This is a genomic window from Streptomyces sp. NPDC005303 (genome assembly GCF_040607335.1).
Classification (GTDB): Bacteria; Actinomycetota; Actinomycetes; order Streptomycetales; family Streptomycetaceae; genus Streptomyces.
On record NZ_JBEXGM010000017.1, the window covers coordinates 82,114 to 106,024 of the forward strand.

The following is a 23,911-nucleotide window of genomic DNA, read 5'->3' on the forward strand; positions in this document are numbered from 1 at the left end:
CGGCGCCGGCGCTCGACCGAACGCTCGCTCACCCGAAGGTCCTTGGCGATGTCCGAGGTCCTGTCACCCCGTGCACATCACTACCCGGCCACCAGCCGGATCCCCTCACGCACAGCCCGCCGCCCGGCAGCCGGGCCCCCACCATCCGCATACCGCGTAACACCGACATACCGCAGGGATCACCCAACGTCACCATCCGAACGCAACGCGAAAAGCCCAGTGGCCGAGGGCCGGGTAGGTCAGGGAACGGCGATGTCCGCGATCAGAGCGTTCGGAGCGAGGCGCACGATGTCGGCCGACTCCGCTTCCACGGTGTACTGCGCCCATCCGCTGCCGCACAGCACACGGCCCATCAGGGGGACGGCGGAGTCGAAGACCACCGTGACCCCGGGATCGGCACAGAGCGGGCTCACACCGCCCGGCTCCATGTCCAGCTGCCGCAGCACCTCCTCGTCCGCGGGCTTCAGCACCGAGCGGTGGACCCCCAGAGCCGAGGCGAGCGGGCCGTAGCGGATCCGCGCCAGGCCGGGGACCGCGGCCAATACCATGCCGCGCGGGACCGTGACGAAAGCCATCGTTTTCACCGAGCTCGCACGCTCCTGTTCGGTGAAGGCAGTGCGCGTACGGATGTCCTCCGCGGTGCGGATCGCTTCATGCCGGTGGAGCTCGAAGGCGATGTCGGCGGCCGACAGCAGCAGCGCGGCCGGCGGTGCGGGTGGTAACGAGGGACTCTCCATACTGTTCCTCTCGCAGTGGAGCGGTCCGGATCGACCAACCCTATCCGCGGGGCGGCTGTGTCCGAGGGAGTGCGTGGATCACCTCCCTCTCCTCGGCTTCGTCCGCCGGTCGGGGGGAGCCGCTGGCTGTACTGTGATTACCGCCTCGCTGCCGTCGCAGGTACGCGCCGGACGTCGCGCGAGCGGAAATCCCCCCTGCCTGCACCTGCCGTGAAAGGGCACTCCTTTGACTGCCAGCCCTCAGCCGTTCTGTCTTTTCCACCTTGACGGAAAGACCCGCAAGGCCGTCGGTGAGATCCGGTACACGACCCTGCTTGCCGACATGCCGCGTCCGACCGACCTGCCCGTGATCAGCATGGTCCCCTACAAGCAGCTGCAGGAGCGCGGATTCGAGCTGCACGACGGCGGCGAACCGATCATCTCGCTCGTCGCCTCCGAGTGCCACGAGGTGGATCTGGACGAGGTGCTGGCCGGCCCGGAGCGTGAGTTCGGCGTTTCCCGCGTCGAGTTCGAGATGACCGACGAGGAGTACGCGGAGAAGGTGCGGCGGATCATCGCGGACGAGATCTGCCGCGGTGAGGGCTCGAACTTCCTGATTTCCCGGCGGGGGGAGGCGATGATCGACGACTTCTCGCCCGACGTCGCCCTGACGGTCTTCCAGCGGCTTGTACGCAACGAGCCCGACGCCTACCTGACCTTCTGCTTCTTCGACGGCGAGCGCTACTTCATCGGAGCCTCGCCGGAGCGGCACATCAGTTTCATCAAGAACACCGTGACGATGAACCCCATCTGCGGGACGCTGCCGAAGGCCTCGTTGACGAAGAGGGCCGACCTGATCGAGTTCCTCACCGATCCCAAGGAGGTCAACGAGCTTTTCCAGGTGGTCGACGAGGAACTGAAGATGATGGCCCGGATCTGCTCGTCGGGCGGAGTTGTCGAGGGGCCGTTCCTCAAGGAGATGAGTTCCCTCATCCACACCGAGTACCTGCTGGTCGGGCAGAGCGACATGGACAAGATCGACGCTTTCCGAGAGTCCATGTTCGCCGCGACGATGATCGGCAGCCCGCTGGAGAACGCGGCCCGCATCATCCGCCGGTACGAGAACACCTCGCGGCGTTACTACTCCTCCGCCATCGTGGTCAACGGAGTCGACGGCGACGGCGACGAGTACCTGGACAGCGCGATCACCATCCGCACCATGGAGGTGACCCCGGACGGCCGCGCTCTGCTGCAGAGCGGCGGCAGCATCGTCCGTGACTCCTCCCCGGAGAAGGAGACCCGTGAGGTCCAGGCGAAGGTCGCCGGTCTGCTGCACGCGATCTCCTCGCCCCGGCGTGCCGAGAAGGTGCTGGGCAACTTCGTCGACCCGCAGGTGGAGCAGGTCCTGCGGTCCCGGAACAAGCACCTCTCCCGCTTCTGGATCGCAGACCAGGCCGACAAGCACCTGCCTGCCCCTGAGGTGATGGGCAAGTCCGTCCTGTTGGTCGACAACGAGGACGAATTCAGCCACATGCTGGCGCACGCGCTGGTGCGGCTGGGCCTGGACGTGACGGTCCGCGACTACGACGATCCCGATCTCACCGGCATCAGCACGGATCTCGTACTGATCGGCCCCGGCCCCGGCGACCCGACCGACGCCGACGACCCGAAGATGCGCCGGGTGCGGGAACTCGTCGCCACCCTGGTGGACGACCGGCGGAAGTTCCTCGCGGTCTGCCTCGGCCACCAGATTGTCTGCCAGCACCTGGGCATGGAGGTCGTCCCGGTGGACCCGCCGCTGCAAGGGGTGCAGGAGTCGGTCGACCTGTTTGGCACCCAGGAGACAGTCGGCTTCTACAACACCTACTTCGCGCTGCGCCCCGAGATCGCACCGCCGGGCGTCCGGATCGCCGCCGAGCCCGACGGCCGGGTGCTCGCGCTGCGCGCGGAGAACTTCTGCACCTTCCAGTTCCACGTCGAGTCGGTGTTGACCAGCAACTGCCTGACGATTCTGCGTGAGACCCTGGTGCACCTCCAGGCCTGAGCCCCCGTCGGTATCGACAGTGGTCCGTTGGCCCGCACCGGCCCCTTCACCGGCTGGTGCGGGCCAACGCCGTGTCCTCGCCGTGTCCGGACCGGGATATACGGGGTTGACAGTCACGTGCGCCGCACTGTTACCTGTTTGAGGTTCATTGCTTCAAGCCGCTATTCAGCGAACGTGCCGACGTGATTCGGCCCCACAGGTTCCACACAGGTTCCACACATGGAGCAAGGGGACTCGCGCGTCGCCTACCCAGGGGGACAAGCACTTGAGCGATTTATTATTATTCCCTGACTTCGAGCAGGTTGCGAAGGAAGCGCGCTCCGCCGTAGACAACCTTCCATTGGCCACACTGGAACGGCTCGGCATACTGCAGCCGATTGAGAATTACTACCTAATCGGCACCTACCCGCCACTCAAGGCCATGGGATCCGTGGAACCCGCGGATTTTCTGCCACAGGCCACCAGGGTATGCAGCGTCTATCTCCACATCCCGTTCTGCGAACAGCGCTGTACCTTCTGTCATTTCGCCAAGGAGATCCTGCCACCCGAGCAGCGGGTCGAGCGCTACCTGCAGACGCTGTACGCGGAACTGGCCGGCACCGGCGCGCTGACCGGTCATCCCACCGCGCAGACCGTCTACTTCGGCGGCGGCACCCCCTCCTACCTCAGCCCTCGCCAGATCACCGAGGTCTTCGCCAGGCTGCGTGAATCCGTGCAGATCACGGCCGATACGGAGACCACCTTCGAGCTGCACCCCAGCGTCATCGACGCACCCGACTACGAGGACCGGCTCGACGCCGTCTCCGAGGCAGGGGTGAACCGCTGGGTGTTCGGGGTGCAGTCCATGGAGGACCGCATCCTCGAAAAGCTCAACCGTGGCCACACTTCCGCCGACGTGCACCGGCTGCTTGGAATGCTTGCCGACCGGGGGGTCAGCAATCTCTCCGTGGACCTCATCTTCGGGCTTCCCTACCAGAACCTTGAGAACTGGTACACGACCATTCGCTCCCTGGTTGCCGCGGGCGTCGAGAAGTTCAACATCTTCCCTCTGATGTTCAAGCAGGCCGATCCAATCTCCATGCACTACCGGAATAATCCGGAGATCTTTCCGGGAAACCGTGACCGGCTTCTCATGCACTTCGCAACCGAGATCATCATGCGGGAAACAGGATTCCGCCGCGGCCCGCTCTTCTACTACGCGAAAACGAGCCACCATTCGCGTCAGCAGGAGAACAAGTACGATTCCATCGAGGACATCAATCTCCTGCCTTTCGGGGTTTCCGGTTTCGGCTATGTCGGCCAGACCCAGTACTACAACGAATGCACCATCGACAGGTACACGGCAGCCGTGGAGAGCGGGCGTCCCCCGGTGTGGCGCGGTGCGCGGCTCGACCTGGAAGAGCGCATGCGCCGGGCGGTGATGTTCCCCCTGCGGTCCGCCGGGGTGGACCGCGAGGAGTTCCGCCTGCGCTACGGAGCCGACCCGGTGGACCGGTTCGCCGACGAACTCGCCCCCTTCGTCGACCACGGGCTCCTGGAGATCGACGACCGCCGCATGCAGATCACCGACCTGGGCGCGCCGTTCGCCGACAGCATCGCGCTCAGGCTCGCCAGCGAGCCGGTGCTCTCCCGCATCCGGGCGACCAACGGGCTCATCACCGACCTCAAGCACGATCCGGTCGACCGCTACGACTTCTCACCCATCGACCGCGGACCGGTCGGTGCCTCGGTATCCCCCATACGTCGGAACCGGGCGGCGGAGGGCCGCCCATGACGCACACGGACCTCCCCGTCATCCCGGCCAGTCTCCCGCTCTCCGTCCGCGCCGTGCAGGGCGTGGCCGACACCGAGATCCACGCCGTGCACCACGCGCCGGGACCCGTCGGTTTCGACACGGTCGGGGCGCTGGCGGACCAGCTGTGCCGGACATACGGCGCGCACCTGCTGCGGGCGGTCGTGTTCGGGGAACTGACCACGGCGCCGCCTGCCCACGACGACCGCTGGATCTGGGTACGGCCGACCACGCACACCGGCGAACCGGGCACCTCCATCGAGTTGATGGCGCTCGCCCCGCATGCGCCGGGCGACACGACGGTGGCCAGGCTCACCTCCGGCGCGTCTGTGGTGACGCACCGGACGCTCGACGGGTCACGCGTGCGCAGGTTCGTCCACTGTCTGCCCCGCCCGGCCGGAACCGGCACGTACGCGCAGGTCACCCACGGGCTGGAAGTGGTGGAGGCGGCGCTGCGCGAGGCGGGAATGACCCCCCTCGACATCGACCGCACCTGGTTCTTCATCGCCGACATCGGCAGTTCCTACAGTGCTCTGAACAAGGCGAGGGACGAGGCCTTCGACCGGTGGGGAATCCGGCGGTACCCGGCCAGCACCGGCATCGGTGCGGCACTGCCGCCCGGCGCCGAGGTCAGCATGGTCGTCGAGGCGTCGGCACAGGAGACGGCGCGGGACACGGAGACGGATCCGGCGGAGGGGAAGATCCTCACGGTCCTCAGTACGCCGTTGCAGACCGCGCCGAGCGAGTACGGCCCCCGGTTCGTCCGTGGCAATCTGCTGCGGATGGCAGGGCGCCGTACCGTGAACGTCTCCGGAATCTCCAGCATCGATGCGCAGGGCCGTTCCATCACCTCCGAGGACCCGTCCGTCTGCGTCGACTACGCGATGCGCTCGCTCCTCGGTGTCCTCGCGGCGGGCGGGACCGGACCGCAGGACATCTGCAGCGCCTACGTCTACTGCCGGGACCCCGCGGTGCGGGCGGCGTTCTCCGCGTACCTCGCCGCACAGGACCTGGACTTCCCGCACCTGCTCACCTACGTGCCGGTATGCCGTCCGGAACTCGTCTTCGAGATCGAGGCACGAGCGGTGCGCGGCGAGCCCACCGGGACGCAGTGAGAGGAGGAGTGGGAGACCACATGAGCGATCCGGCCGCAGCAGTCCGCCGCGCCGTCATCATCGACAACCACGACTCGTTCACCCACAACATCGCCCAGTACCTGGCCATGAGCGGTGCCGAGGTCGACATCCTCACCAACACGGCCGCCGTGGACCGCGTCGAGCGGGCGAGGCCCACACATCTCGTGCTGTCCGCGGGCGGTGGCCACGCCGAGGAGGCCGGGGACTGCGGGAACGCCTACCGGATCGTCGGGCGGTTCGCGGGACGGATCCCGGTGCTCGGCGTCTGCCTCGGGCACCAGATCCTCGCCCGTCACCTGGGTGGACGCATCACCGCGGCCCGGGACGGCCGGCACGGCCGGATCTCCCGGCTCGGCCGGACGGCGTCCTCCAGGCTGCTCGCCGGGATGCCGGAGGCCGCGGAGGTCATGCGCTACCACAGCAGCGTCGTCGCCCCCGGCTCGCTGCCGCACCCCTCGATGGTCACCAGCGTCGCCCGGGACGACAACGAAGTCATGTCCTTCGAATCACGGCGGCACCGGCTGTACGGAGTGCAGTTCCACCCGGAGTCCATCGGAACGCCGCATGGCATGCGCGTCTTCGTGAACTTCCTGTCCATGTGAGCCTGCCGACCACGACACACCCTCCGACCTCCTTCCTACCGTCCGCCACAGGAGGACCCACCCATGCCTGCCGAGTTCCTGTTCGACGTCAGTGACCGTGGCCGGGACGCCGTCATCGACACCTTGATGGAGGCCGAGAACCACATTCCGGGCCTGGTCTTCTCCTATCCGCCCCTCTCCGCCTGGCAGCCGGCCGGCGAACGGCGGCCCACCCCCGAGGAGCTGTGGGAGGGGAGCGAGACGTTCTCGCACAACCTCTACATCCACATCCCGTTCTGCCGTCAGAAGTGCAGCTTCTGCTACTACAGCGTGGCGGTGGTACGGGACGACACCACGATCATCTGGGACTACCTGCGCTGCCTGGAGAAGGAGGCGCAGAGCTACTTACGGGCGCGTCCCGGCTGGCGGATCGAGACCGTCTTCATCGGCGGCGGCACGCCCAGCAGGCTCAACCCGGAGCAGATCGCCTTCCTCTTCGAACGCGTCATCGGCCGCTTCGACCTCTCCGGCTGCCGTGAGATCACCTACGAGTGCTCACCCGATTCGGCGACCCTCGACCGCATCCGGGCCATGGCCGAGCACGGCGTGAACCGCCTGTCCATGGGAGTACAGACGCTCGACCCGGAGATCCTGCGCAAGTCGCGCCGCAACGACTCGCCGGACGAGGTGATTCGCACCTACTACCACATGGCCGACAGCGGCGTGCCCAACGTCAACATCGACCTGATCGCAGGGATCGAACGTGAGGCGTTCGGCAACATGGAACGCACCATGGACGCCGTGGCCGCCCTGGACCCGCTGCCGACCCAGATCACGCTGTTCACCCTGTCGGTGCGCGAAGGTTCCATCAACAACAAGACACTGCTGAGCGTCGACGACCCGGCCCGGATGTTCCGCCGAAGCCTCACCCTCTACCGGTACGCCAAGCGCCGCATGCTCGACATGGGGTACTGGCAGTACTCGCGCAACCTCTTCCCCCGCGAGGACTGGATCTTCCACTACCAGGACAACCACTGGGGGAACAACGGCTACGTGCTCGCGCTCGGCGCCAGCGGATACAGCCACAGCCATGGCCACACCTACCTCAACGCCTTCAACTACCGCGAGTACATGCGCCGTATCAACAACGGTGAATCGGCGGTGGAGAAAGTCTTTCCGCTCGACGAGGACGAGTCGCTCCGCCGGCACCTGGTGCTCGCCATGAAACACGCCGAGCTGGACATCCGCGCCTTCGAGTCCCACTACCCCCAGGGCTCCCGGCCGCTGGAGCGCTTCCGGACGGCCTTCGACGCCCTGGAGAGCCTCGGGATCGTCACCCGCGACGCGGAGCGCATCAGGTACGTTCCCGAATTCGCCGACCTCAGCGACCGGTTCGTACGGCTCTTCTACTCCGAGGAGGTCAACTCCCGCATCCGCACGGCCACCGGTCTGCCGCCGCACACGGGGGGCGGGCGCGCCGACGCCGAGTCGCCCGCGCGCCCGGCGAGCACGAACGCCTTCGACTTCGTGGTTTAGGGGACCGGGTGACGTACACGAGCGCGGTGGACGGCCGGACAAGGAGCGCCGGACTCGATCCGTACCGTCTGATCGAGCCGGTGGAGGCACTCTTCGGCTCCCTGTTCTTCTACCGTTCTCCGGACCCGCCGGGGCGGCGCCAGTACCTCCTCGCCTCGCTGGAGGACGCCTGGGAGGTGCGCGCCTCGGGCCTGTACCGGCAGGGGCGGCCGGTGCCCGGATCGCAGGCCCGGCACATCGACCGGCTGCTGCGCACGGCCACCGAGGAAGGCGGTGAGCTGGTGTTCGCCCTCGCGTACGACAGCCTGCGCGCGGCCTCGCCCCGATCCGGCGGCGCCGTCCGCGACGACCGACTGCTCGGCTTCGTCGCCCGGGTGGCGGCAGCCGTGCGGTACGACGAGAGCGACGGCACCGTCCGGACCGGTGGAGACGCCGGTCTGCGAGCCGAGGCCGAGCGGATCGTCGAGCGCGTCCGAGCCGAGCCCGCCCCCGCACTGCTGTCGCGGACCGCCGCGCTCTGCGATGTGCTGAGTCGGCTGGACAGGGCGCGCTACACCGCACAACTGGAGGCCGTACGCGGCCATCTGCGCCGCGGTGACGTGTACCAGGCCGTCATCTCCCAGTCCGTCCGAGTGCGCCCCCGGATGCCGCTCACCGAGTACTTCCGGCAGATCTCCCACCGCTACCGGCACGCGGACTTCTCGTACTGGGTGAGCCTGGGCGGCCAGGGCTTCTTCGGCGCCTGCTCGTTGCCGCACCTGTCGGTCGCCGGGGACCGGGTGAGTACCCGGGTCTTCGCGGGTACCCAGCCGGCCGCCCGGGACGACGCGGAGCTGGCCCTGTTGCGCGAGCGGCTGCGCACGGACCCCAAGTACTTCGCGGAACACGTCATGCTGGTCGACCTGGAGCGCAACGATCTCGGCAAGTTCTGCGCACCAGGCTCCGTATCCGTGTGCGACGTGCTGGAGCCGACGGTCATCGGCCCGACCACGTACCTGGCGACCACCGTGCGCGGACGGCTCGCCCGACCGGCGCTCGACGTGGCCGCCGTGGTCGGCAACTTCCCGCGCGGCGTCGTCACCGGCGCGCCCAAGGCCCGCGCGCAGCGCCTGCTGGACGAGATCGAGGACGTGCCGCGCGGTTTCTACGGCGGGGCTGTCGGCTGGTACCGGGGCGGCAGCGCCGACCTGGTCTCCAGCACCGTCGTCACCTGTGGAGTGCGCGAGGGCGACGACGTGCTGCTGCGCTGCGCGGGCGGGGTGACCGTCGAGTCGTCGGCCGAGCAGGAACTGCGCGAACTGCAACTGAAACTGGCCTTCCTGGTATAGGGCGGAGTCATGGATGATCGTCGTCGGTTTTAACGGGTTCACTCATTCCGCTGATGTCTTCGCGCGACACTTCCGCCGGAGCGGCGTCGACCGGTACCGGCTGCTCGGCCACGACGCCGGGGCCGCCGTCTTCGTGGACGGCGAACTCGTCGCGGCGGTGGAGGAGGAGCGGCTCAACCGTGAGAAGAAGACCTCCGACTTCCCGGCGCGTGCTCTGCGCTGGGCGTTACGGGAGGCCGGGGCCGGCCTCGGGGACGTCGACGTGTTCGCCTTTCCCTGGGCCTTCACCCCGGAGGTCGTCGAGGGTCAGCTGCGCGGCCTGCTCGCCTCGCCACTCACCGTCCCGGAGAAGTTCGAGCAGATCTCCCGGCTCCGAGAGCTGTACCGTCGGGTCACGTCCGAGGAGGCCATCCGCTCGGACTTCGCCGAGCGCACCGGGTACGAGATCCCGGACGGCCGGCTGAAGCTGGTACCGCACCACCTGGCGCACCTGATGTGCGGTCACTATCTGGCGGGCGGTGGCGAAGCCGCCTTCCTGGTCAGCGACGGCCGGGCCGAGACACTCTCGTCGGTCATGGGCGAGATCGACGATCACGGTCTGACCGTCTTCGACGAGTGCTCGGTGGACATCGCCAACTCCCTCGCCATGCTGTACAGCAAGGTCACCCGTTACCTCGGCTTCGTGCCCAACAACGATGAGTACAAGGTGATGGGTCTCGCCTCCTACGCCGAACCGGCCGGTTACAACCCGCTTCTCGACCAGGTCGTCGAACTGCTGGACGACGGCCGGTACGCGCTGCGGTTTCGCAACGAACTCCATGACACCCAGAGCTACTACGCGCTTTTCGACGAGGTCTTCGGCCGCGTGGCGGCAGACTCCGGCGCGTCGGCGGACCAGGCCGGCCTCGCCTTCAAGGCCCGGGTCGCCCGCTGGGCGCAGGACACCGTGGAGGCGGTGACCGCCCATCAGCTCTCCGCCCTGGAGAAACGGACCGACCGGCCCCGGCTGCTGCTGGAGGGCGGGCTCGCGCTGAACTGCGTCAACAACTCGAAGCTGCTCGCCGGCTCCGGCCAGTTCCAGGACCTGAGCGTCAGCTTCGGCGCCAGCGACGTGGGGGTGGCCATCGGCGCGGGCCATCACGCCCTACGGGAACTCGGCGGGCAGGTGGTTCACCGCGCGAGCCCCTACCTCGGTCCCGCCTTCGGCACGGACGACATAAGGGCGGCGCTGCGCGAGTACTCCGAACGGGTGCGGTGGCGGGAGTGCCCGGAGGAGAGGCTGGCCGAGGAGGTGGCCGGGCTGCTGTGCGAGAAGGTCGTCATCGGCTGGTTCCAGGGCCGCATGGAGTACGGGCCGCGCGCACTGGGAAACCGCAGCATCCTCGCAAACCCGGGTTTCGACGACATCCAGGACATCATCAACACCCGCGTCAAGCGCCGCGAGCCCTTCCGCCCGTTCGCCCCCGTCCTGCTGGAGGAGGACGCGGCGGACGTCCTCGACCTGGGGAGGAAGACCGGCTCCCCCTACATGACCTTCGTCTTCCCGATGCGGGAGCCGATGCGCTCCCTGCTGCCCGGTGCCTGCCATGTGGACGGTACCGCGCGGGCCCAGACCGTCACCGACCTGACCAACCCCCGACTGGCGGCCCTGCTGCGTGCCTTCCGGAACCGGACGGGGCTGCCCAGCCTGATCAACACATCGTTCAACGTGGCCGGCGAGCCCATCGTGTGCACCCCGCGCGACGCGCTGGAGTGCTTCCTCGGCACCGAGATCGACCACCTGGTCCTCGGTGATGTCATCGTGAGCAAACCCCAGTCCGGCCTGTCCACAGAGGAGTCGCAATGAACGGTGGAGCCGACCTCGGCCTGAGCGGCGGCGGCCGTACGGACGGCTGGCTGCTGCTGAGCGGGCTGGCGGCCGACGGCCTCAGCGAGCTGTACAAGTTCGTGGACTTGAAGCGAGGGCGACTGCACGAGGTGCGCATCGGCATCGAGGAACAACGCGAGAGCCAGCTGGAGTTCCTGCGAAGGCACCTGAGGGGCGATCCGCCGTACGGACTGGACCGGGTCGAGGACCTCCTGCCGTACCTGCTGCATCCGCACAGCTTCCTGGAGACCGCCTCGGGAGACCTCGTCGTCTCCTTCAAACAAGCCCCCTATCTGCGGATCCTGAGCGCGGCCGACGGTCACCCGGTGTGGTCGCCGGGCCCGCGCGGCGACGTGACGGGCACACTGTCCTCCACCAACTGCGAGACAGCCCCTGACACCATCGCGTTCACCAGCACGGACACCGCGGACCGGCTGCGCCGCTACGACGTCCCGGACTGTCCGCTGCGGACCCGGCTCATGACCTACGACCGGGTCACCGGCGCCGTGGAAACCCGGGGTGAGCTGCCGGACTTCCTCATCGACACCCTTCACCAGCTCGTCCACTCGCCGAACGGATACTTCGTCGGGGTGGACATGAACCTGTCCGTACTGTCGGGTCCCGACGGCGTCCCCGGGGCCTCCAGGGAAGGGGTGGACGTGGCGGCGTACGCGGCCGGCAGCTTCCCGCCCTCCGCTTTCGTCGTCGCCGACGAGCACCTCAAGCAGCTGACCGTGCGTACACCGTCCGGGGCGTGCGCAGCTCACGCCGAGATCGACCCGCACGACCCGGAGGTCTTCTACATCTCCTGCAACAACATCTCCAAATGGCGCACCCAGATCGTGCTCCACGGCCCCGGCACGATCGAGCGCTACCGATACCGGGACGGCACGCTGACCCTGGAGGGCAACTACAGCGACCCCGAGTTCCTGCGCATCACCTCGCAGCACTGCTTCCAGCACGAGGGACGCCGGCTCCTCGCCGTCACCGGCTACCCCAACAAGCTCTACGTACTGGCTGCCGAGACACTCGAACTCGTCGACCGGATCGTCCTGTTCGAGGAGGAGCACCGTGAACCGCCCTTCGTCTGCGAGAAGAACAGCAGTGCCCCGCTCTATCTGGCGACCAGCTCCGACGGCCGGTACGTCTTCATGAGCGGAGCGGCCGAGCTGTTCGTCGTTGACCTCGAAGCGCGTGCCGTGGTGGACCGCGTGCGGTTCTGTCCGCCCGGCTCCTTCGCGGCCACCGCCCACATCGGCCTGGTGAGCGACGAGGCCGCCGCCCGAGCCCTGGTGAGCCACCGTTGAGGGGGGACCACGTGACCCCGCCCGACGCGCTGGACGCCGCGCGCCGGGGCGACATCACCTCCGGGGCCGTGCGCGGCCCACGCGACATGGTCGAGCTGACGGTCTGGGGAGTGTGGCGGGAGCACTTCGACACCGCCCAGGTGGCACTGGACGCCGACTACTTCGCCCTCGGCGGCGACTCGCTGGGCGCCGTCCAACTGCTGGCGCGCATCCATGAGCGGACCGGGGTGCCGCTGCCGCTGGACGCGGTACTGAGGGCGCCGACCGTGGAGGCCATGGCCGCACTGGTCAGAACCGGCACGCTCGCCGAACGGGTGCCCGCCACCACGCTGGTGACGATCCGCGGCGGCGAGCGCAGACCGGTGCTGGTGTGCGTCCACCCCATCGGCGGCACCGTCCTGTGGTACCGCCACCTGGCCGACGCGCTGCCGGAAGGCGTGCCGACCCTGGGCCTGCAGGCCCGCGGACTCGACCCCGCGCTGGCCGCCGACCCGGACATCCCCGCCATGGCCCGTCGCTACATCGCCGACACCGTCGCCGCGGCACACGCCCCGAGTGACGTGGTACTCGTCGGGTACTCCTTCGGTGGCCTCGTCGCCCACGAGATGGCCTGCCAACTCGCCGACGCCGGGACCCCGCCGGCCGGCGTCCTGCTGCTCGACACCCCCGTGGCCATGGGTGACGAGGAGCCCCCGTCCCAGGCCCGGCTGCTGTGGTCGCTGGTCGGACACGCGCTCGGTCTGGACGTGGACGTCGAGGCGCTGGCCGCGCTCGACCCGCGGGAGCGAGCCGAGCGCATCCTCGATCTCGCCACCCGCCGCGGCACCCTGCCGCCCGGCTTCGGCACCGACCGGCTCACCCGGCTCATCGACATCTACCAGGTCAACTCCGATGCCGCATATGCCTTCCGGCCGCGCGTCCACCCCGGTCGCACCGACCTGATCCGCCCCCGCGAGGGCCGGACCGACGAGGAGAGCCTGGCGATCTGGCGGAAGCACAGCCTGGGCGGGGTCGCCGTCCACGACGTCCCCGGTGACCACTTCAACCTCATCGCGGAGGAGAACGTCGGCCATGTCGCCGATGTCGTCCAGCGCCTCTGGTACGACGACGAGCGCCCACCCGGCGCCGGAACCCCGGGGAGGCCCTGATGGGACTGGCCCTGGAGCGGCTGGCGGAGGGGTCCGGTACACCGGTCCTGGTGGTCGATTTCCTGCAGTTCACCGCCGCCCGGTCGCTCGGCTCGGTACTCGCGGTGCCGGGCGGCGGCCGGCCGGTCTTCCGCGCCGACCCGGTCGGGGACCTGACCGGCACCCGGGACTGTGCCGACCTCGCCGAACTGGCCGACGAGTACGCGAAGCTGTGCGTCGGCCTGACCGCCTTCGCGGGCCGGCCCCCGCTGGTCGTCGGATACTGCAGCGCCGCCGCCCTCGCACTGCGGGTGGCCGAGCGGCTCGGTGGGCCGTACGGACCGCCGTGCCACTGCGTCCTGGTACAACCCACCTGGCCCACCGAACGCAAGGCGTGGGACGACGTCGAGTCCTTCCGCGCCCAGTGGACGGACGGCGAACCGCCTGCGCCCTGCGGCCCCCGTCCCGGCGGACGGGAACCCGAGGCGGTGCTGAGCCACATGATGTCCGTACTGGAGACGGAGACGGCCGCCGCGGCCACGCGAAGGGGGCTCGGCAGGCCCGAGGGCCAGGCTCTCGTGCGGGACCTTCTCGACCGCTACCGGGCCTGGCTCGGCTTCCAGCTCGCCGTCGCCCACGACGTACGCACCGGGCCGGCACCCGTCACCGCCCCCCGGCTGGTCGGCGGCAGCGACGACCGGCTCGACCTGGCCTGGCCGGACACCCGGCCGTCGGGCACCGTATGCCTGCCGGTGGCCGGGCAGGATCTGCTGGAGGCGGCAGAACTGCCCGCCCTCGTACTGTCCGCGACCGCGGGTGAGAGGAGCGGCCGGCTGTGACCACCGCGCTCCTGGACAGCATCGGGGCGCTGCCGCACGGGGAATTCGACGCCTTGGACGACAGCGCCGGAGCCGCGGGCTGCCATCACCGGCTGCTGCAGCGCGAGTCGGACCTCCGCTGGCGGGTGCGGTACGCGGTGCGGCGCGAGGCCGACCGGTTGGTGGCCGCTGTACCCGCTTGCACCAGACTCGGCACCGGCTGGCCGGACCCCGCGTACGACGTGCGCCGTTGGGGACTTCCGGCCGGGCTGGTGCCCGCGGACCTGACCGCCGACCGGTGCCTGTTCGTCGGCGGTTGCAGCGACCTGCGCTCCGCCCTCCACATCGGCCCGGCGGCGGACGGCGGGCGGGTGGCCCGCTCCGTCCTGGCCCGGCTCGCCAGGGCGGCCGCCGAGGCCGACCAGTGTCTGGCCTTCCCGTACGTCTACGCCCCCGCTCGGCGACTGATCGCCCAGGCCTGTCGCCACCGGGCCGGGTGGGCCCCACTGGGCCGGGAGGCCCGCTTTCCCGACGCCGGCGCCCCCGACCGGGAGGAGCGTGTGGTGTCCCGGGTGCGCGGCGTGCTGCGCCGCGACCGCAGGCTGATCGCCGCCGCCGGGGTACGGACCACGGTGAGCGACTGGGCGGACGTCGCCGACGACGCGGCCGACCTGATCGCCCGGCACAACAGCCGCAAGGGAAACCCGGACCATCCGGAGTTCGTCGCACTGCGGCACGAACAGTGGGCGCTGTGCGAACCGGTCCGGGTGATCGCCTTCGCCGCGTCGGCCGGCACCGTGCGGGGAGTGCTGACCGCCCTGGTGTGGCAACACGAGCTGGAGCTGTACGAGATCGGCCTGACCGGACAGGAGGGCCCCGACCGTACCGCCGTCTACCTCGATCTGCTCTTCCACCAGCCTCTGGCGTACGCCAGAGCCCATCGGCTGACCGCGATCCGCGCGGGCCTGGCGGCCGAGGTGCCCAAGAAGTCCCGGGGCGCGGTCATGCACGATGTGTACGGGGGCGTGCTCAGCGCGTCGGACACCAAGAGGCTCGCCGATGAAACCTGTTGACCCCGCCGCCACCCCCGCTGCGTTCTCCGGCGGGGACCAGCCGGATCCGCTCCTGGCCGTGCTGCTGGGGGACTCCGGCTCGCTGACGCCCGTGCAGATCGCCGGCGCGGCCGACAACGCCGGGAACCGGGTACGGATCCGGTTCCTGGTCGACTGCGGTGCGGAGAACGACGGGCTGGCCATGATCGCCGAGTCGCTGGCGCCCACCGTACGCGTGGACTTCACCGACCTGGACGCCTGCCGCCGGGCGGTCGCCGGCACGGACGCGGTGACGACCTTCACGGACCGCCTGTGTCCGCTCGCCGCCCAGCTCAAGGGCGCGCCGGGGCTGTGGGGCCGCAAGGACCTCCAGCGCCGCGTATTGCGCGACGCGGGCGTGTCGCGGGTGCGCTCCGCCGCGCCGCGTGACGAGGCGTCGCTGCGGCGCTTCGCCGCCGAGGCGGGCTGGCCGCTGGTCGTCAAACCCGCCGACGGCGTCTCCGGCCGGGACGTCTGGCTGGTCCACGACGCGAAGGAGCTCAACCGGTTCCTGTACGAGACCCGTGCCGAAACCCCGGACGTCGGCGGGCTGCCCGCCGGGATGTTCGCCGAGCAGTACCTGACCGGCGGCCGGCCGAGCGCCCCGCACCTGGCGGACTACGTCTCCGTGGAGGTGTTCGTGACCGCAGGACGGGTCCGCACCGCGTTCGTCACCGACAGGCTGCTGCCCGAACGCCCCTGCCGGGAGACCGGACTGGTGCTGCCGACCAGCCTGGACCCGGGCGGCCGGGCCGCGGTCATCGAGTGCGCGGTACGCGCCCTGCGGGCGCTGGACGTGCCTGACGGTGCCTACCACGTCGAGGTCAAACCCGGGGCGCGGCACCCTGACATCGTCGAGGTCAACGGCAGGCTGGGCGGATTCGTCGCCCGGCTGGTGCGCTACGGCACCGGCGAGGACCTGGCCCGGACCGCCCTGGACGCCGCCCTGTCCCGCCCCGCGGAACTCCGCCTGGCCTGGTACCGGGCGGTCCTGGTGCTGCTCTTCCCGGCACCGCCCGGCGCGGCCCTGATCACGGCCGCGCCCGCCCGCCGTGAGATCTCCCGGCTGCCCGGCGTACTGGCGGTGGACCACGTCGCCACGGCGGGGCGGCCGGTGCACTGGCGTACGGGTGCGGCGGGCACCGTCGCCACGGTGTGGCTCGGAGCGGACGACCACGACGCGCTGCGCGCCCGGCTCACCGACACCGTGACTCTGCTCGGGGAACGCTTCCAGTACCGCGACGCCGAGGGCCAAGCACTGCGGGACGACGACTGGTGGACACGGATCGCGAGGACAAGGACCTGCACATGACACCCCATCAGATCGCCGACATCTTCGGCGAGATCATCGAGACCGACGAGATCGCACCCGACGACAACTTCTTCGAGGTGGGCGGCAACTCCATGCTCGCCCTCCAGCTGATCGCCCGCCTCACCGAGCGCTGCGGTCCCGGCCTGCGGCTCATCGACATCGTCCGCGAGCCCACCCCCGAGGGCCTGGCCCGCACACTCGCCGACCGCGCCGAGGCAGGGGCCGTGAAGTGACAGCGACACCGCCGCCCACCACTGTCTGGGACACCGTCCTCGTCCAAGCGCGCCGCACCCCCGAGGCCGTCGCCGTACACGCCGACGGCCGGGACATCGGCTACCGGGAACTGACCGAGCGCGCCGAGCACACGGCCACCCTGCTCCGGGAGGTCTGCCCGGCCGGTTCGCTGGTCGCCCTGGAGACGACCGGGCACACCGCCGCTGTCGTCGCGGTGCTGGCGGCGGCTCGGGCGGGCTGCGCCGTGCTGCCGCTCAGCGCGGCCGACCCGCCGCGCCGCCGGGAGCTGGTGATGCGCCACGCCGCCCCCGCGGGCCTGCTGCGCGGGGCGGCCCCCGGCGAAGCCGATCTGACGGTCCACCACCCGCCCGAGGCGGCGTTCCCGCCCAGGGCACCCGACCTGACCGACATCGCGTACGTGATGTACACCTCCGGCTCGACCGGTGAGCCCAAGGGCGTCCTCGTGCCGCACACCTCCCTGACGGACCGGTTGCGCGGGCTGGCCGCCCGGCCGGGACTGACGGCAGGGGAGTCGATGGCGGCGTTGACCGCCCTGTCGTTCGACATCGTCATGGCGGAGCTCCTGCTGCCGCTGACCCTCGGCGCCCGCGTGGACGTCGCGCCCGCCGAGGCGCGGATCGATCCCGAGTCGTTCGCCGCCTTCGCCGAGTGGCGAAGGCCCGATGTCATCCAGGCCACCCCGAGCTTCTGGCGGCTGCTGCTGGCCTGGGGCTGGAAAGGGCTGCCGGACTGCCGCGTCTGGTGCGGCGGCGAGCCCCTCACCGCGTCGCTCGCCGAACAACTGCTGCCCCGCTGCGCGCAGTTGTGGAACCTGTACGGCCCCACCGAGGCGACCATCTGGGCCAGTGCCGACCGCGTCCGCACTCCCGGCCGCGTCGGCCTCGGCGAATCCCTGCCGGGCTCCGGGATGTTCCTCGACCCGCCGGGCGAGGGGGAGGTCGTGCTGTACGGACACGGCCTGGCCGACGGCTACCTCGACGCGCCCGAGGCCACCATGCGGCGCTTCCTCACGCTCGACACCCCGGACGGGCCACGGCGCTGCTACCGCACCGGCGACCGGGCCCGCGCCCGCCCCGACGGCGTACTGGCATATCTCGGCCGTGACGACACACAGGTGAAACTGCGCGGACACCGCGTCGAACTGGGCGCTGTGGAAGCCGCGCTGGAAGAACACCCGGACGTCGTCGAGGCCGCCGCCGTGGTGTGCGAGGTGGAACGCCCGGAGCGCACGCACATCACCGCCTACGTGGTCACCTCGTTCACCGGTGTGTCCCCGCGGATGCTGCGTCGCTGGCTCGCCGAACGGCTGCCTGCCGCCGCCCGTCCGGCCAGGATCGTTCCACGCCCGGCACTGCCCCGTACGGCGGCCGGGAAGATCGACCGGGTCCGGCTGGCCGCCGAGCCCGCGGAGGGCGGGGAATGAAGGCCGCGCGTGACTTCGCGGTGCTGCGGCAGCCCGCGTTCCGCCGCTACTTCGTGGGCCGCTCGGTGTCCGAACTGGGCACCGCGATGACCCAGGTGGCGCTGCCCTTCGCGGTGTTCGCGATCGGCGGCGACGTCGGCGACGTGGGCCTGGTGCTCGGCGCGGCGGTCCTGCCCAAGGTCGTGCTCGTCCTGCTGGGCGGCGTCGCGGGCGACCGCCTGGAGCGCCGCAGGGTGCTGCTGGGCACCGACGTCTGCATGGCGCTCTGCCAGGCGGTCACCGCCCTGCTGCTGCTCTCCGGCACCGGGCAGGTATGGCATCTGGCGCTGCTGCAGGTCGCCTACGGCTGCGCGGGCGCCTTCGCGCTGCCCGCCACCACGGGCGCGGTCCCGGACATCGCCCCCAAGGACCTGCTCCAGCAGGCCAATTCACTGATGAGGGTGGCCAGGAACGCCTTCGGCATCCTCGGGCCGCCGTGTGCCGGAGTACTGGTCGCCGTGGCCGGGCCCGGTTGGGCGCTCGCCGTGGACGCCGCCAGCTTCGTGGCCGCCGCGGTGGCCATGGCCGGGGTGCCTGCCGGACTGCGCACACGCCGGCCGCACGCCCGGCTGCTGCGGGACGTGGCCGAGGGCTGGGAAACGTTCACCTCGAAGCCGTGGATCTGGATGATGGTGACGAGCTTCGCCGTCTACCAGGCGACCGTGCTGCCCGCGATCTATGTCGCCGGGCCCGGGATCGCCGAGTCCACCGTGGGCGTGACCGGCTGGGCGGCCGTCCTCACCGCGCGCGCAGTGGGAGCCCTCGCGGCGGGGTTCCCACTGCTGCGCTGGCGGCCGCACCGCCCGCTGATGCTCGCGGCCGCACTTCTGCTGCTCGACGTGCCGTTCCTGCTGGCCCTGTGGTCGGGGTCCGGGCTGGCGGTCCTGCTGCTCTGCGCCACCGTGGCGGCCGCCGGGCTCAACGCCGCGGACACGTTGTGGGAGACGGCGCTCCAGGAACGGGTTCCGCCCGGGGTCATCGCCCGGGTCAGCTCCTACGACTGGCTGGGCTCCCTGGCGTTCGCGCCGCTCGGGTACGCGGCCGTCGGCGGCGCGGTCGACGGCTTCGGCGTCCGGTCCACGCTGCTCGTGATCACCGCCACGCATGTGGTCATCCACATAGCGCTACCGTGCCTCGGGTCGGTGCGGCGTACGGAACACCTCGACACCACCGTCGCGGTACCACTGGAAGTCGGGCGGGACGCGTGACGCCGCGAACGGCGGCGCCGAAGGTCATCAGTGAGACGTCAACGCGACATCAGCACGAAGAGAGGCAGCGGGGAAAATGTATCGGGTAGCGGACGCAGACAGGCGCGCGGTGGGGGACAGCCGGCCATTGCTGATCCTCGTCAGTCCGATGGGGGAACTCACTCGCGGCTATCTGCTGGAGTCCGTCGCGAAGGAGTACCGGCTGTGGCTGTTCAAGGAGGAGGAACCCTCTTGGGAACGGGACTCGGTGTGCGGGCACACGGTCGTGGACACGCTGGACGCCGAGGCGATGATCGAAGCCGCGCGTGACATCCCCGCCGACGCCGTCGTGTGCTGGGACGAGACCCGCATCCTGCCCTCAGCGTTACTCGCGCGGGCTCTCGGCCTGCCCACGATGCCCCCGGACGTGGTGCGTACCTGCCGCGACAAGTTCGCCACCCGGCAGGCCCTGGACCGCGCCGGAGTCTCCCCCGTGGCCGCGGCCACCGCGCGTGACCCCGCCGAGGCCCTGGCGGTGGCCGAACGCGTCGGCTACCCCGTTGTCGTCAAGCCGCGCGCCCTGGTCGGCAGCAACGGCACCACCCTGGTCACCGACCGCGAGGGGCTGCTGTCCGTCTTCGACTCCGTCGCCGCGTGCTCCATGCCGGAAGTACGGGAGCGGTTTTCGGCCCCGGTGGTGATCGAGGAGTATCTGGACGGCCCGGAGATCAGTGTCGACAGCCTCTGCTGGGACGGCCGTGTCACTCCGCTCTTCGTCGCCCGCAAGGAACTCAGCTTCCCACCGTACTTCGAGGAGGTCGGCCATACCGTCGATGCCGCCGACCCGCTGCTGGCCGACCCGGAACTGGCCGCGGTCCTTGACGCGACGCACGCGGCCGTCGGTCTCACCCGGGGCTGGACCCACACCGAGTGGCGGCTCACCGCCCGCGGCCCACGGCTGGTCGAGATCAACGCGCGAAGCGGCGGCGACCTCATCCCCTATATCGGCCGCCTGGTCACCGGAGTGGACGCCGGGCTGGCTGCGGCCTCGCTCGCGCTCGGCGTCGATCCGATGGTGCGGGTACGGCCGCAGGGTGCGGCGGCGATCCGCTTCCTGTACCCCGAGCGGGACACGGTCGTCGGATCCGTCCGGGTCGACGAGGCCCGGCTGCCCGCCTGCGTGGACCGGCTGGAGATCCTTGCCGAGCCCGGCCAGTCCCTGCTGCTCCCGCCCGCCGCACATGTGACGTGCCGTTACGCCTTGGTCGTCGTTGCCGCCGCCACCGCCGCGGAGTGCGCCGACGCCCTGGACGCGGCGGCCCGCGCCATCACCCTGGTTCCGGCGGACGAGGCCGGAGGTGCCGGCGGGGACGATCTCCGAGAAGGGAACATCCGGCGGTGACCTCCCGTCAGGACCCCCTGGACTCCCAGCCCAAGGACGCCGAGGCGACCGGGGCGGTGGCGACCTGGCGGGAAGCCCCGGTGGAGGTCAAGGCCGTCATCGCCGGGATCTTCGTCAACCGGCTGGGCGGCTTCCTCCAGGTGTTTCTCGTGCTCTACCTGATCCAGGGCGGCTTCGACCCCGTACAGGCCGGCACCGCGCTCGGGGCCAATGGCGCGGGCGGGATCGCCGGAGCGCTGCTCGGCGGCTGGTTGGTGGACCGGATCGGCACCCGGAGGGCGATCAGCGGCTCGATGACGCTGACCGCCGCGCTCACCGCCGCCGTCATGTCTGTGAGCTCCTACCCGCTGCTGCTCGTCGTGGTCACCGTGCTCGGCGCCGCCAGCCAGGTCTACCGCCCAGCCTCCGCCGAGGTCGTCAGCGCGAGGATCGCGGCCCGGCGCCGCGTGATGGCCTTCGCCATGTACCGTCTCGCCCTGAACGCCGGTACAACCGCCGCCCCGCTGATCGGTGCCGTGCTGGCCGCCGTCTCGTACCCGCTGCTCTTCGGTGTCGAGGCCGCGGCGGCGCTGGCCTGCGCCGCGATCAGCTGGCGGGCGCTGCCCCGCGACACACCCCGACAGACCCGCTCGCGCGATCGGCGCTTCGCCCCGGACGGCTATCTGACGGTGCTGCGCGACGCACGCTACCTGTTGTTCCTGCTGGGCATGCTGGCGTACGCGGCGATCTACATCAGCTACGTCTCTGTCCTGCCGCTGGCAGTGCGGGACGCGGGTCTGTCCACCTTTGTCTACGGGATGCTGGTCTCCCTCAACGGCCTGATCGTCATTGCCTGCGAACTCGTGGTCACCAGGAGGGTCCAGTACTGGCCGCACCGGGTGGCAGCCGTGAGCGGCATCGTGCTGGTGGCCGTGGGAGTAGCCGCGTACGTTCTTCCGCTCGGCGTGGCGGGATTTGTCGCGGCCACCCTCGTCTGGTCGCTCGGTGAGACCGTGGGCTCGCCCACGATGGTTGCCTACCCGGCACAGGCCGCCGCTCGTCCTGAGCTGGTGAGCCGTTACATGGGCGCGTCCCAGGCGGTGTTCGGCGCCGGCACCGCGCTCGGCCCGTTCGTCGGCGTGGTGCTGTGGAGCGCGCTGAACAACGCGGTCTGGCCGCTGTTCGGAGCCACGGGACTGCTCGCGGCTGTGGCCGTGGCGGTCGGTATGCGCGACGAGCACGGGCGGCACGGTTCGCCTTCCCGGCGAGAAGACCTCCGGGAACGGTGAATTGTGCTCTCGTACTGATTTCCGTCGCACACGTGTCGCGAGATGAGTGGTGTTCATACTCCGTAAAACGCTGATTCTTTGACGCGTCTGGACAGCGAGCGGAATTATCCGCTCTACGGGGATTCATTCCGGCACACCCCGAAAGGAACACAGATGGCCAGCGGCCTGCTTTCGACGCAATGGGACGGCTCGACCAGCCGGCAGACGTTCGAGCAGCTTCAGCAGCGGCTCCCGGCACTGTTCGCCCAGCGGGGCGCTGACGCACCGACCCTGGTCGTCGTGCCCAGTCTTTCCCTCGACAGCGCGGAGCTCCGCAAGATCAAGGGTGTCATCCACTTCGAGGAGCGCCTCCTCTTTCTGGCGCAGGCCCTCCGCGTTCCCGCCGCCCGGATGCTGTACGTCACGAGCCTCCCGCTGCGGCAGACCGTCGTCGACTACGCCCTCGGAGCGGTCTCGTCCCTCTCGGCCGGACACGCGCGCAGTCGGCTGACGCTGCTCGACTGTGCGGACGGCTCTCCCCAGCCGCTGACCGAGAAGATCCTCCAGGACGACGGACTGGTCGAACGCATCCTGTCCGCCATTCCCGATCGAGACCGGGCCTATCTGGTCACCTTCAACAGCACTCCGCTGGAGCGGGCGCTGGCGATGAGACTGGGCATCCCGCTCTACGCCTGCGACCCGGCGCTGTCGTCCAGCGGTACGAAGAGCGGCGGACGGCAGTTGCTGCGGCAGGCCGGCGTCCCGGTTCCTGAGGGGTTCGAGGACATCAGGGACGAACGGGGGCTGGTCAAGGCCCTTGTCGAGCTGCGGGCAGGGAACGCCGGCTGCGAGCGGGCCATCGTCAAACTCGACGACAGTTTCGCGGGCTGCGGCAACGCGGTGTTCTCGTATGCGGGGGCGCCGGCCACCGGCCTGGAGTCGTGGGTGAGCGCCAAGCTGCCGGAACAGCTTTCCTTCGCCGCTCAGTCCGAGACCTGGGAGAGCTACGGGGCCCGGCTGTGGGAGATGGGCGGCATCGTGGAACGCTTCATCGACACATCGGGATCGTCTTCCCCCTCCGTTCAGCTGGAGATCGACCCGGTGCGGGGCGCACAGGTGGTGTCCACCCACGAGCAGGTGCTCGGCGGAGCGGAGGGGCAGGTGTTCGTGGGCTGTACGTTCCCCGCCAGGCCCTCCTATCGGGCGGAGATTCAGCGACTGGCCCTGCGGGCCGGCGAGGCGCTTGCCGCGAGGGGCGTACTGGGCCATCTCAGCGTCGATTTCCTGGTCGCAAATCCCGTGTCGGGTGAAGGGATTCACGCGCTGGAGATCAATCTGCGGATGGGGGGCGCGACGGCGCCGTACTTCCTCCTGCACGGGGCGGTCGAGGGCAATTACTCGCAGGACACCGGTGAATATCTGACGCCCGAGGGTGAACCACGCTGCTATGTCGCCAGCGACCGGGCCCAACGCGAGGGATATGAACTGCTGCAGCCCGAGGATGTCGTCGACATCGCTCTGGGCGAGGGACTGCACTACAGCGGGGCGACCCGCACCGGTGTCGTCTTCTATGTGCTCGGCGCTCTCCCGGACACCGGCAAACTGGGCATGGTCGCCATCGAGAAGACTCCCGAGAAGGCGCAGCGCCTCTACGACGCCATGCTCACCTCCGCGGACGCCGCCTGCCGTCGTCGCGGCTGAGC

General features: G+C 70.0%; 19 protein-coding genes. 18 read left to right on the top strand and 1 reads right to left on the bottom strand.

The window, feature by feature from the left end; all coding sequences use genetic code 11:
* Window positions 1-239: 239 nt before the first annotated feature.
* Window positions 240-737 (bottom strand): YbaK/EbsC family protein, encoded by a 498-nt coding sequence (locus ABZT93_RS23575; RefSeq protein WP_356107589.1) that lies wholly within the window; start codon window positions 735-737, stop codon window positions 240-242.
* A gap of 226 nt (window positions 738-963) precedes the next feature.
* Here ABZT93_RS23575 and ABZT93_RS23580 point away from each other — a divergent pair, with 226 nt between their 5' ends.
* The 18 genes from ABZT93_RS23580 (at window position 964) to ABZT93_RS23665 (ending at window position 23,909) form a co-directional block, all read left to right on the top strand.
* Window positions 964-2,760, top strand: a complete 1,797-nt coding sequence (locus ABZT93_RS23580) for a chorismate-binding protein (protein ID WP_356107592.1) — start codon at window positions 964-966, stop codon at window positions 2,758-2,760.
* A gap of 265 nt (window positions 2,761-3,025) precedes the next feature.
* Window positions 3,026-4,534 carry a coproporphyrinogen-III oxidase family protein gene (locus ABZT93_RS23585; protein ID WP_356107595.1) on the top strand — a complete coding sequence of 503 codons (1,509 nt, stop codon included), beginning with the start codon at window positions 3,026-3,028 and terminating at the stop codon, window positions 4,532-4,534.
* Window positions 4,531-5,667: a hypothetical protein gene (locus ABZT93_RS23590; protein WP_356107598.1), complete on the top strand. Its 1,137-nt coding sequence runs from the start codon at window positions 4,531-4,533 to the stop codon at window positions 5,665-5,667. Before ABZT93_RS23585 ends, ABZT93_RS23590 begins: the two co-directional genes overlap by 4 nt.
* Before the next feature lie 20 nt (window positions 5,668-5,687).
* A complete protein-coding gene (locus tag ABZT93_RS23595) occupies window positions 5,688-6,290 on the top strand; it encodes a gamma-glutamyl-gamma-aminobutyrate hydrolase family protein (protein ID WP_356107601.1) in 603 nt (200 codons plus the stop codon).
* A 63-nt stretch (window positions 6,291-6,353) separates the two neighbouring features.
* Window positions 6,354-7,805: a coproporphyrinogen-III oxidase family protein gene (locus ABZT93_RS23600; protein WP_356107604.1), complete on the top strand. Its 1,452-nt coding sequence runs from the start codon at window positions 6,354-6,356 to the stop codon at window positions 7,803-7,805.
* An 8-nt stretch (window positions 7,806-7,813) separates the two neighbouring features.
* Window positions 7,814-9,133: a chorismate-binding protein gene (locus tag ABZT93_RS23605; protein WP_356107606.1), complete on the top strand. Its 1,320-nt coding sequence runs from the start codon at window positions 7,814-7,816 to the stop codon at window positions 9,131-9,133.
* A gap of 13 nt (window positions 9,134-9,146) precedes the next feature.
* Window positions 9,147-10,979 (top strand): carbamoyltransferase C-terminal domain-containing protein, encoded by a 1,833-nt coding sequence (locus ABZT93_RS23610; protein WP_356107609.1) that lies wholly within the window; start codon window positions 9,147-9,149, stop codon window positions 10,977-10,979.
* The gene (locus ABZT93_RS23615; protein WP_356107613.1) at window positions 10,976-12,307 is read left to right on the top strand and encodes a hypothetical protein; all 1,332 of its coding nucleotides are present in this window, start codon (window positions 10,976-10,978) and stop codon (window positions 12,305-12,307) included. Before ABZT93_RS23610 ends, ABZT93_RS23615 begins: the two co-directional genes overlap by 4 nt.
* A gap of 11 nt (window positions 12,308-12,318) precedes the next feature.
* Window positions 12,319-13,455: an alpha/beta fold hydrolase gene (locus tag ABZT93_RS23620; protein WP_356107616.1), complete on the top strand. Its 1,137-nt coding sequence runs from the start codon at window positions 12,319-12,321 to the stop codon at window positions 13,453-13,455.
* Complete coding sequence (locus ABZT93_RS23625; protein ID WP_356107619.1) at window positions 13,455-14,273, top strand: hypothetical protein; 819 nt, start codon at window positions 13,455-13,457, stop codon at window positions 14,271-14,273. The genes ABZT93_RS23620 and ABZT93_RS23625 overlap by 1 nt, the downstream gene beginning before the upstream one ends.
* Entirely contained in the window at window positions 14,270-15,325 is a 1,056-nt protein-coding gene (locus ABZT93_RS23630; RefSeq protein ID WP_356107621.1) for a hypothetical protein, read from the top strand. The genes ABZT93_RS23625 and ABZT93_RS23630 overlap by 4 nt, the downstream gene beginning before the upstream one ends.
* On the top strand, window positions 15,312-16,655 hold the full coding sequence (locus ABZT93_RS23635; RefSeq protein ID WP_356107624.1) for a hypothetical protein: 1,344 nt from the start codon (window positions 15,312-15,314) through the stop codon (window positions 16,653-16,655). Before ABZT93_RS23630 ends, ABZT93_RS23635 begins: the two co-directional genes overlap by 14 nt.
* Window positions 16,652-16,888, top strand: a complete 237-nt coding sequence (locus ABZT93_RS23640; RefSeq protein WP_356107627.1) for a phosphopantetheine-binding protein — start codon at window positions 16,652-16,654, stop codon at window positions 16,886-16,888. The genes ABZT93_RS23635 and ABZT93_RS23640 overlap by 4 nt, the downstream gene beginning before the upstream one ends.
* Complete coding sequence (locus ABZT93_RS23645; RefSeq protein WP_356107630.1) at window positions 16,885-18,333, top strand: amino acid adenylation domain-containing protein; 1,449 nt, start codon at window positions 16,885-16,887, stop codon at window positions 18,331-18,333. Before ABZT93_RS23640 ends, ABZT93_RS23645 begins: the two co-directional genes overlap by 4 nt.
* Window positions 18,330-19,580 (top strand): MFS transporter, encoded by a 1,251-nt coding sequence (locus ABZT93_RS23650; protein WP_356107633.1) that lies wholly within the window; start codon window positions 18,330-18,332, stop codon window positions 19,578-19,580. The genes ABZT93_RS23645 and ABZT93_RS23650 overlap by 4 nt, the downstream gene beginning before the upstream one ends.
* Before the next feature lie 148 nt (window positions 19,581-19,728).
* Window positions 19,729-20,961, top strand: coding sequence for an ATP-grasp domain-containing protein (locus tag ABZT93_RS23655; protein ID WP_356107637.1), 1,233 nt, complete (start codon window positions 19,729-19,731; stop codon window positions 20,959-20,961).
* A complete protein-coding gene (locus ABZT93_RS23660) occupies window positions 20,958-22,229 on the top strand; it encodes an MFS transporter (protein ID WP_356107639.1) in 1,272 nt (423 codons plus the stop codon). The genes ABZT93_RS23655 and ABZT93_RS23660 overlap by 4 nt, the downstream gene beginning before the upstream one ends.
* Window positions 22,230-22,382: 153 nt before the next feature.
* The gene (locus tag ABZT93_RS23665; RefSeq protein ID WP_356107642.1) at window positions 22,383-23,909 is read left to right on the top strand and encodes a peptide ligase PGM1-related protein; all 1,527 of its coding nucleotides are present in this window, start codon (window positions 22,383-22,385) and stop codon (window positions 23,907-23,909) included.
* Window positions 23,910-23,911 lie beyond the last annotated feature (2 nt).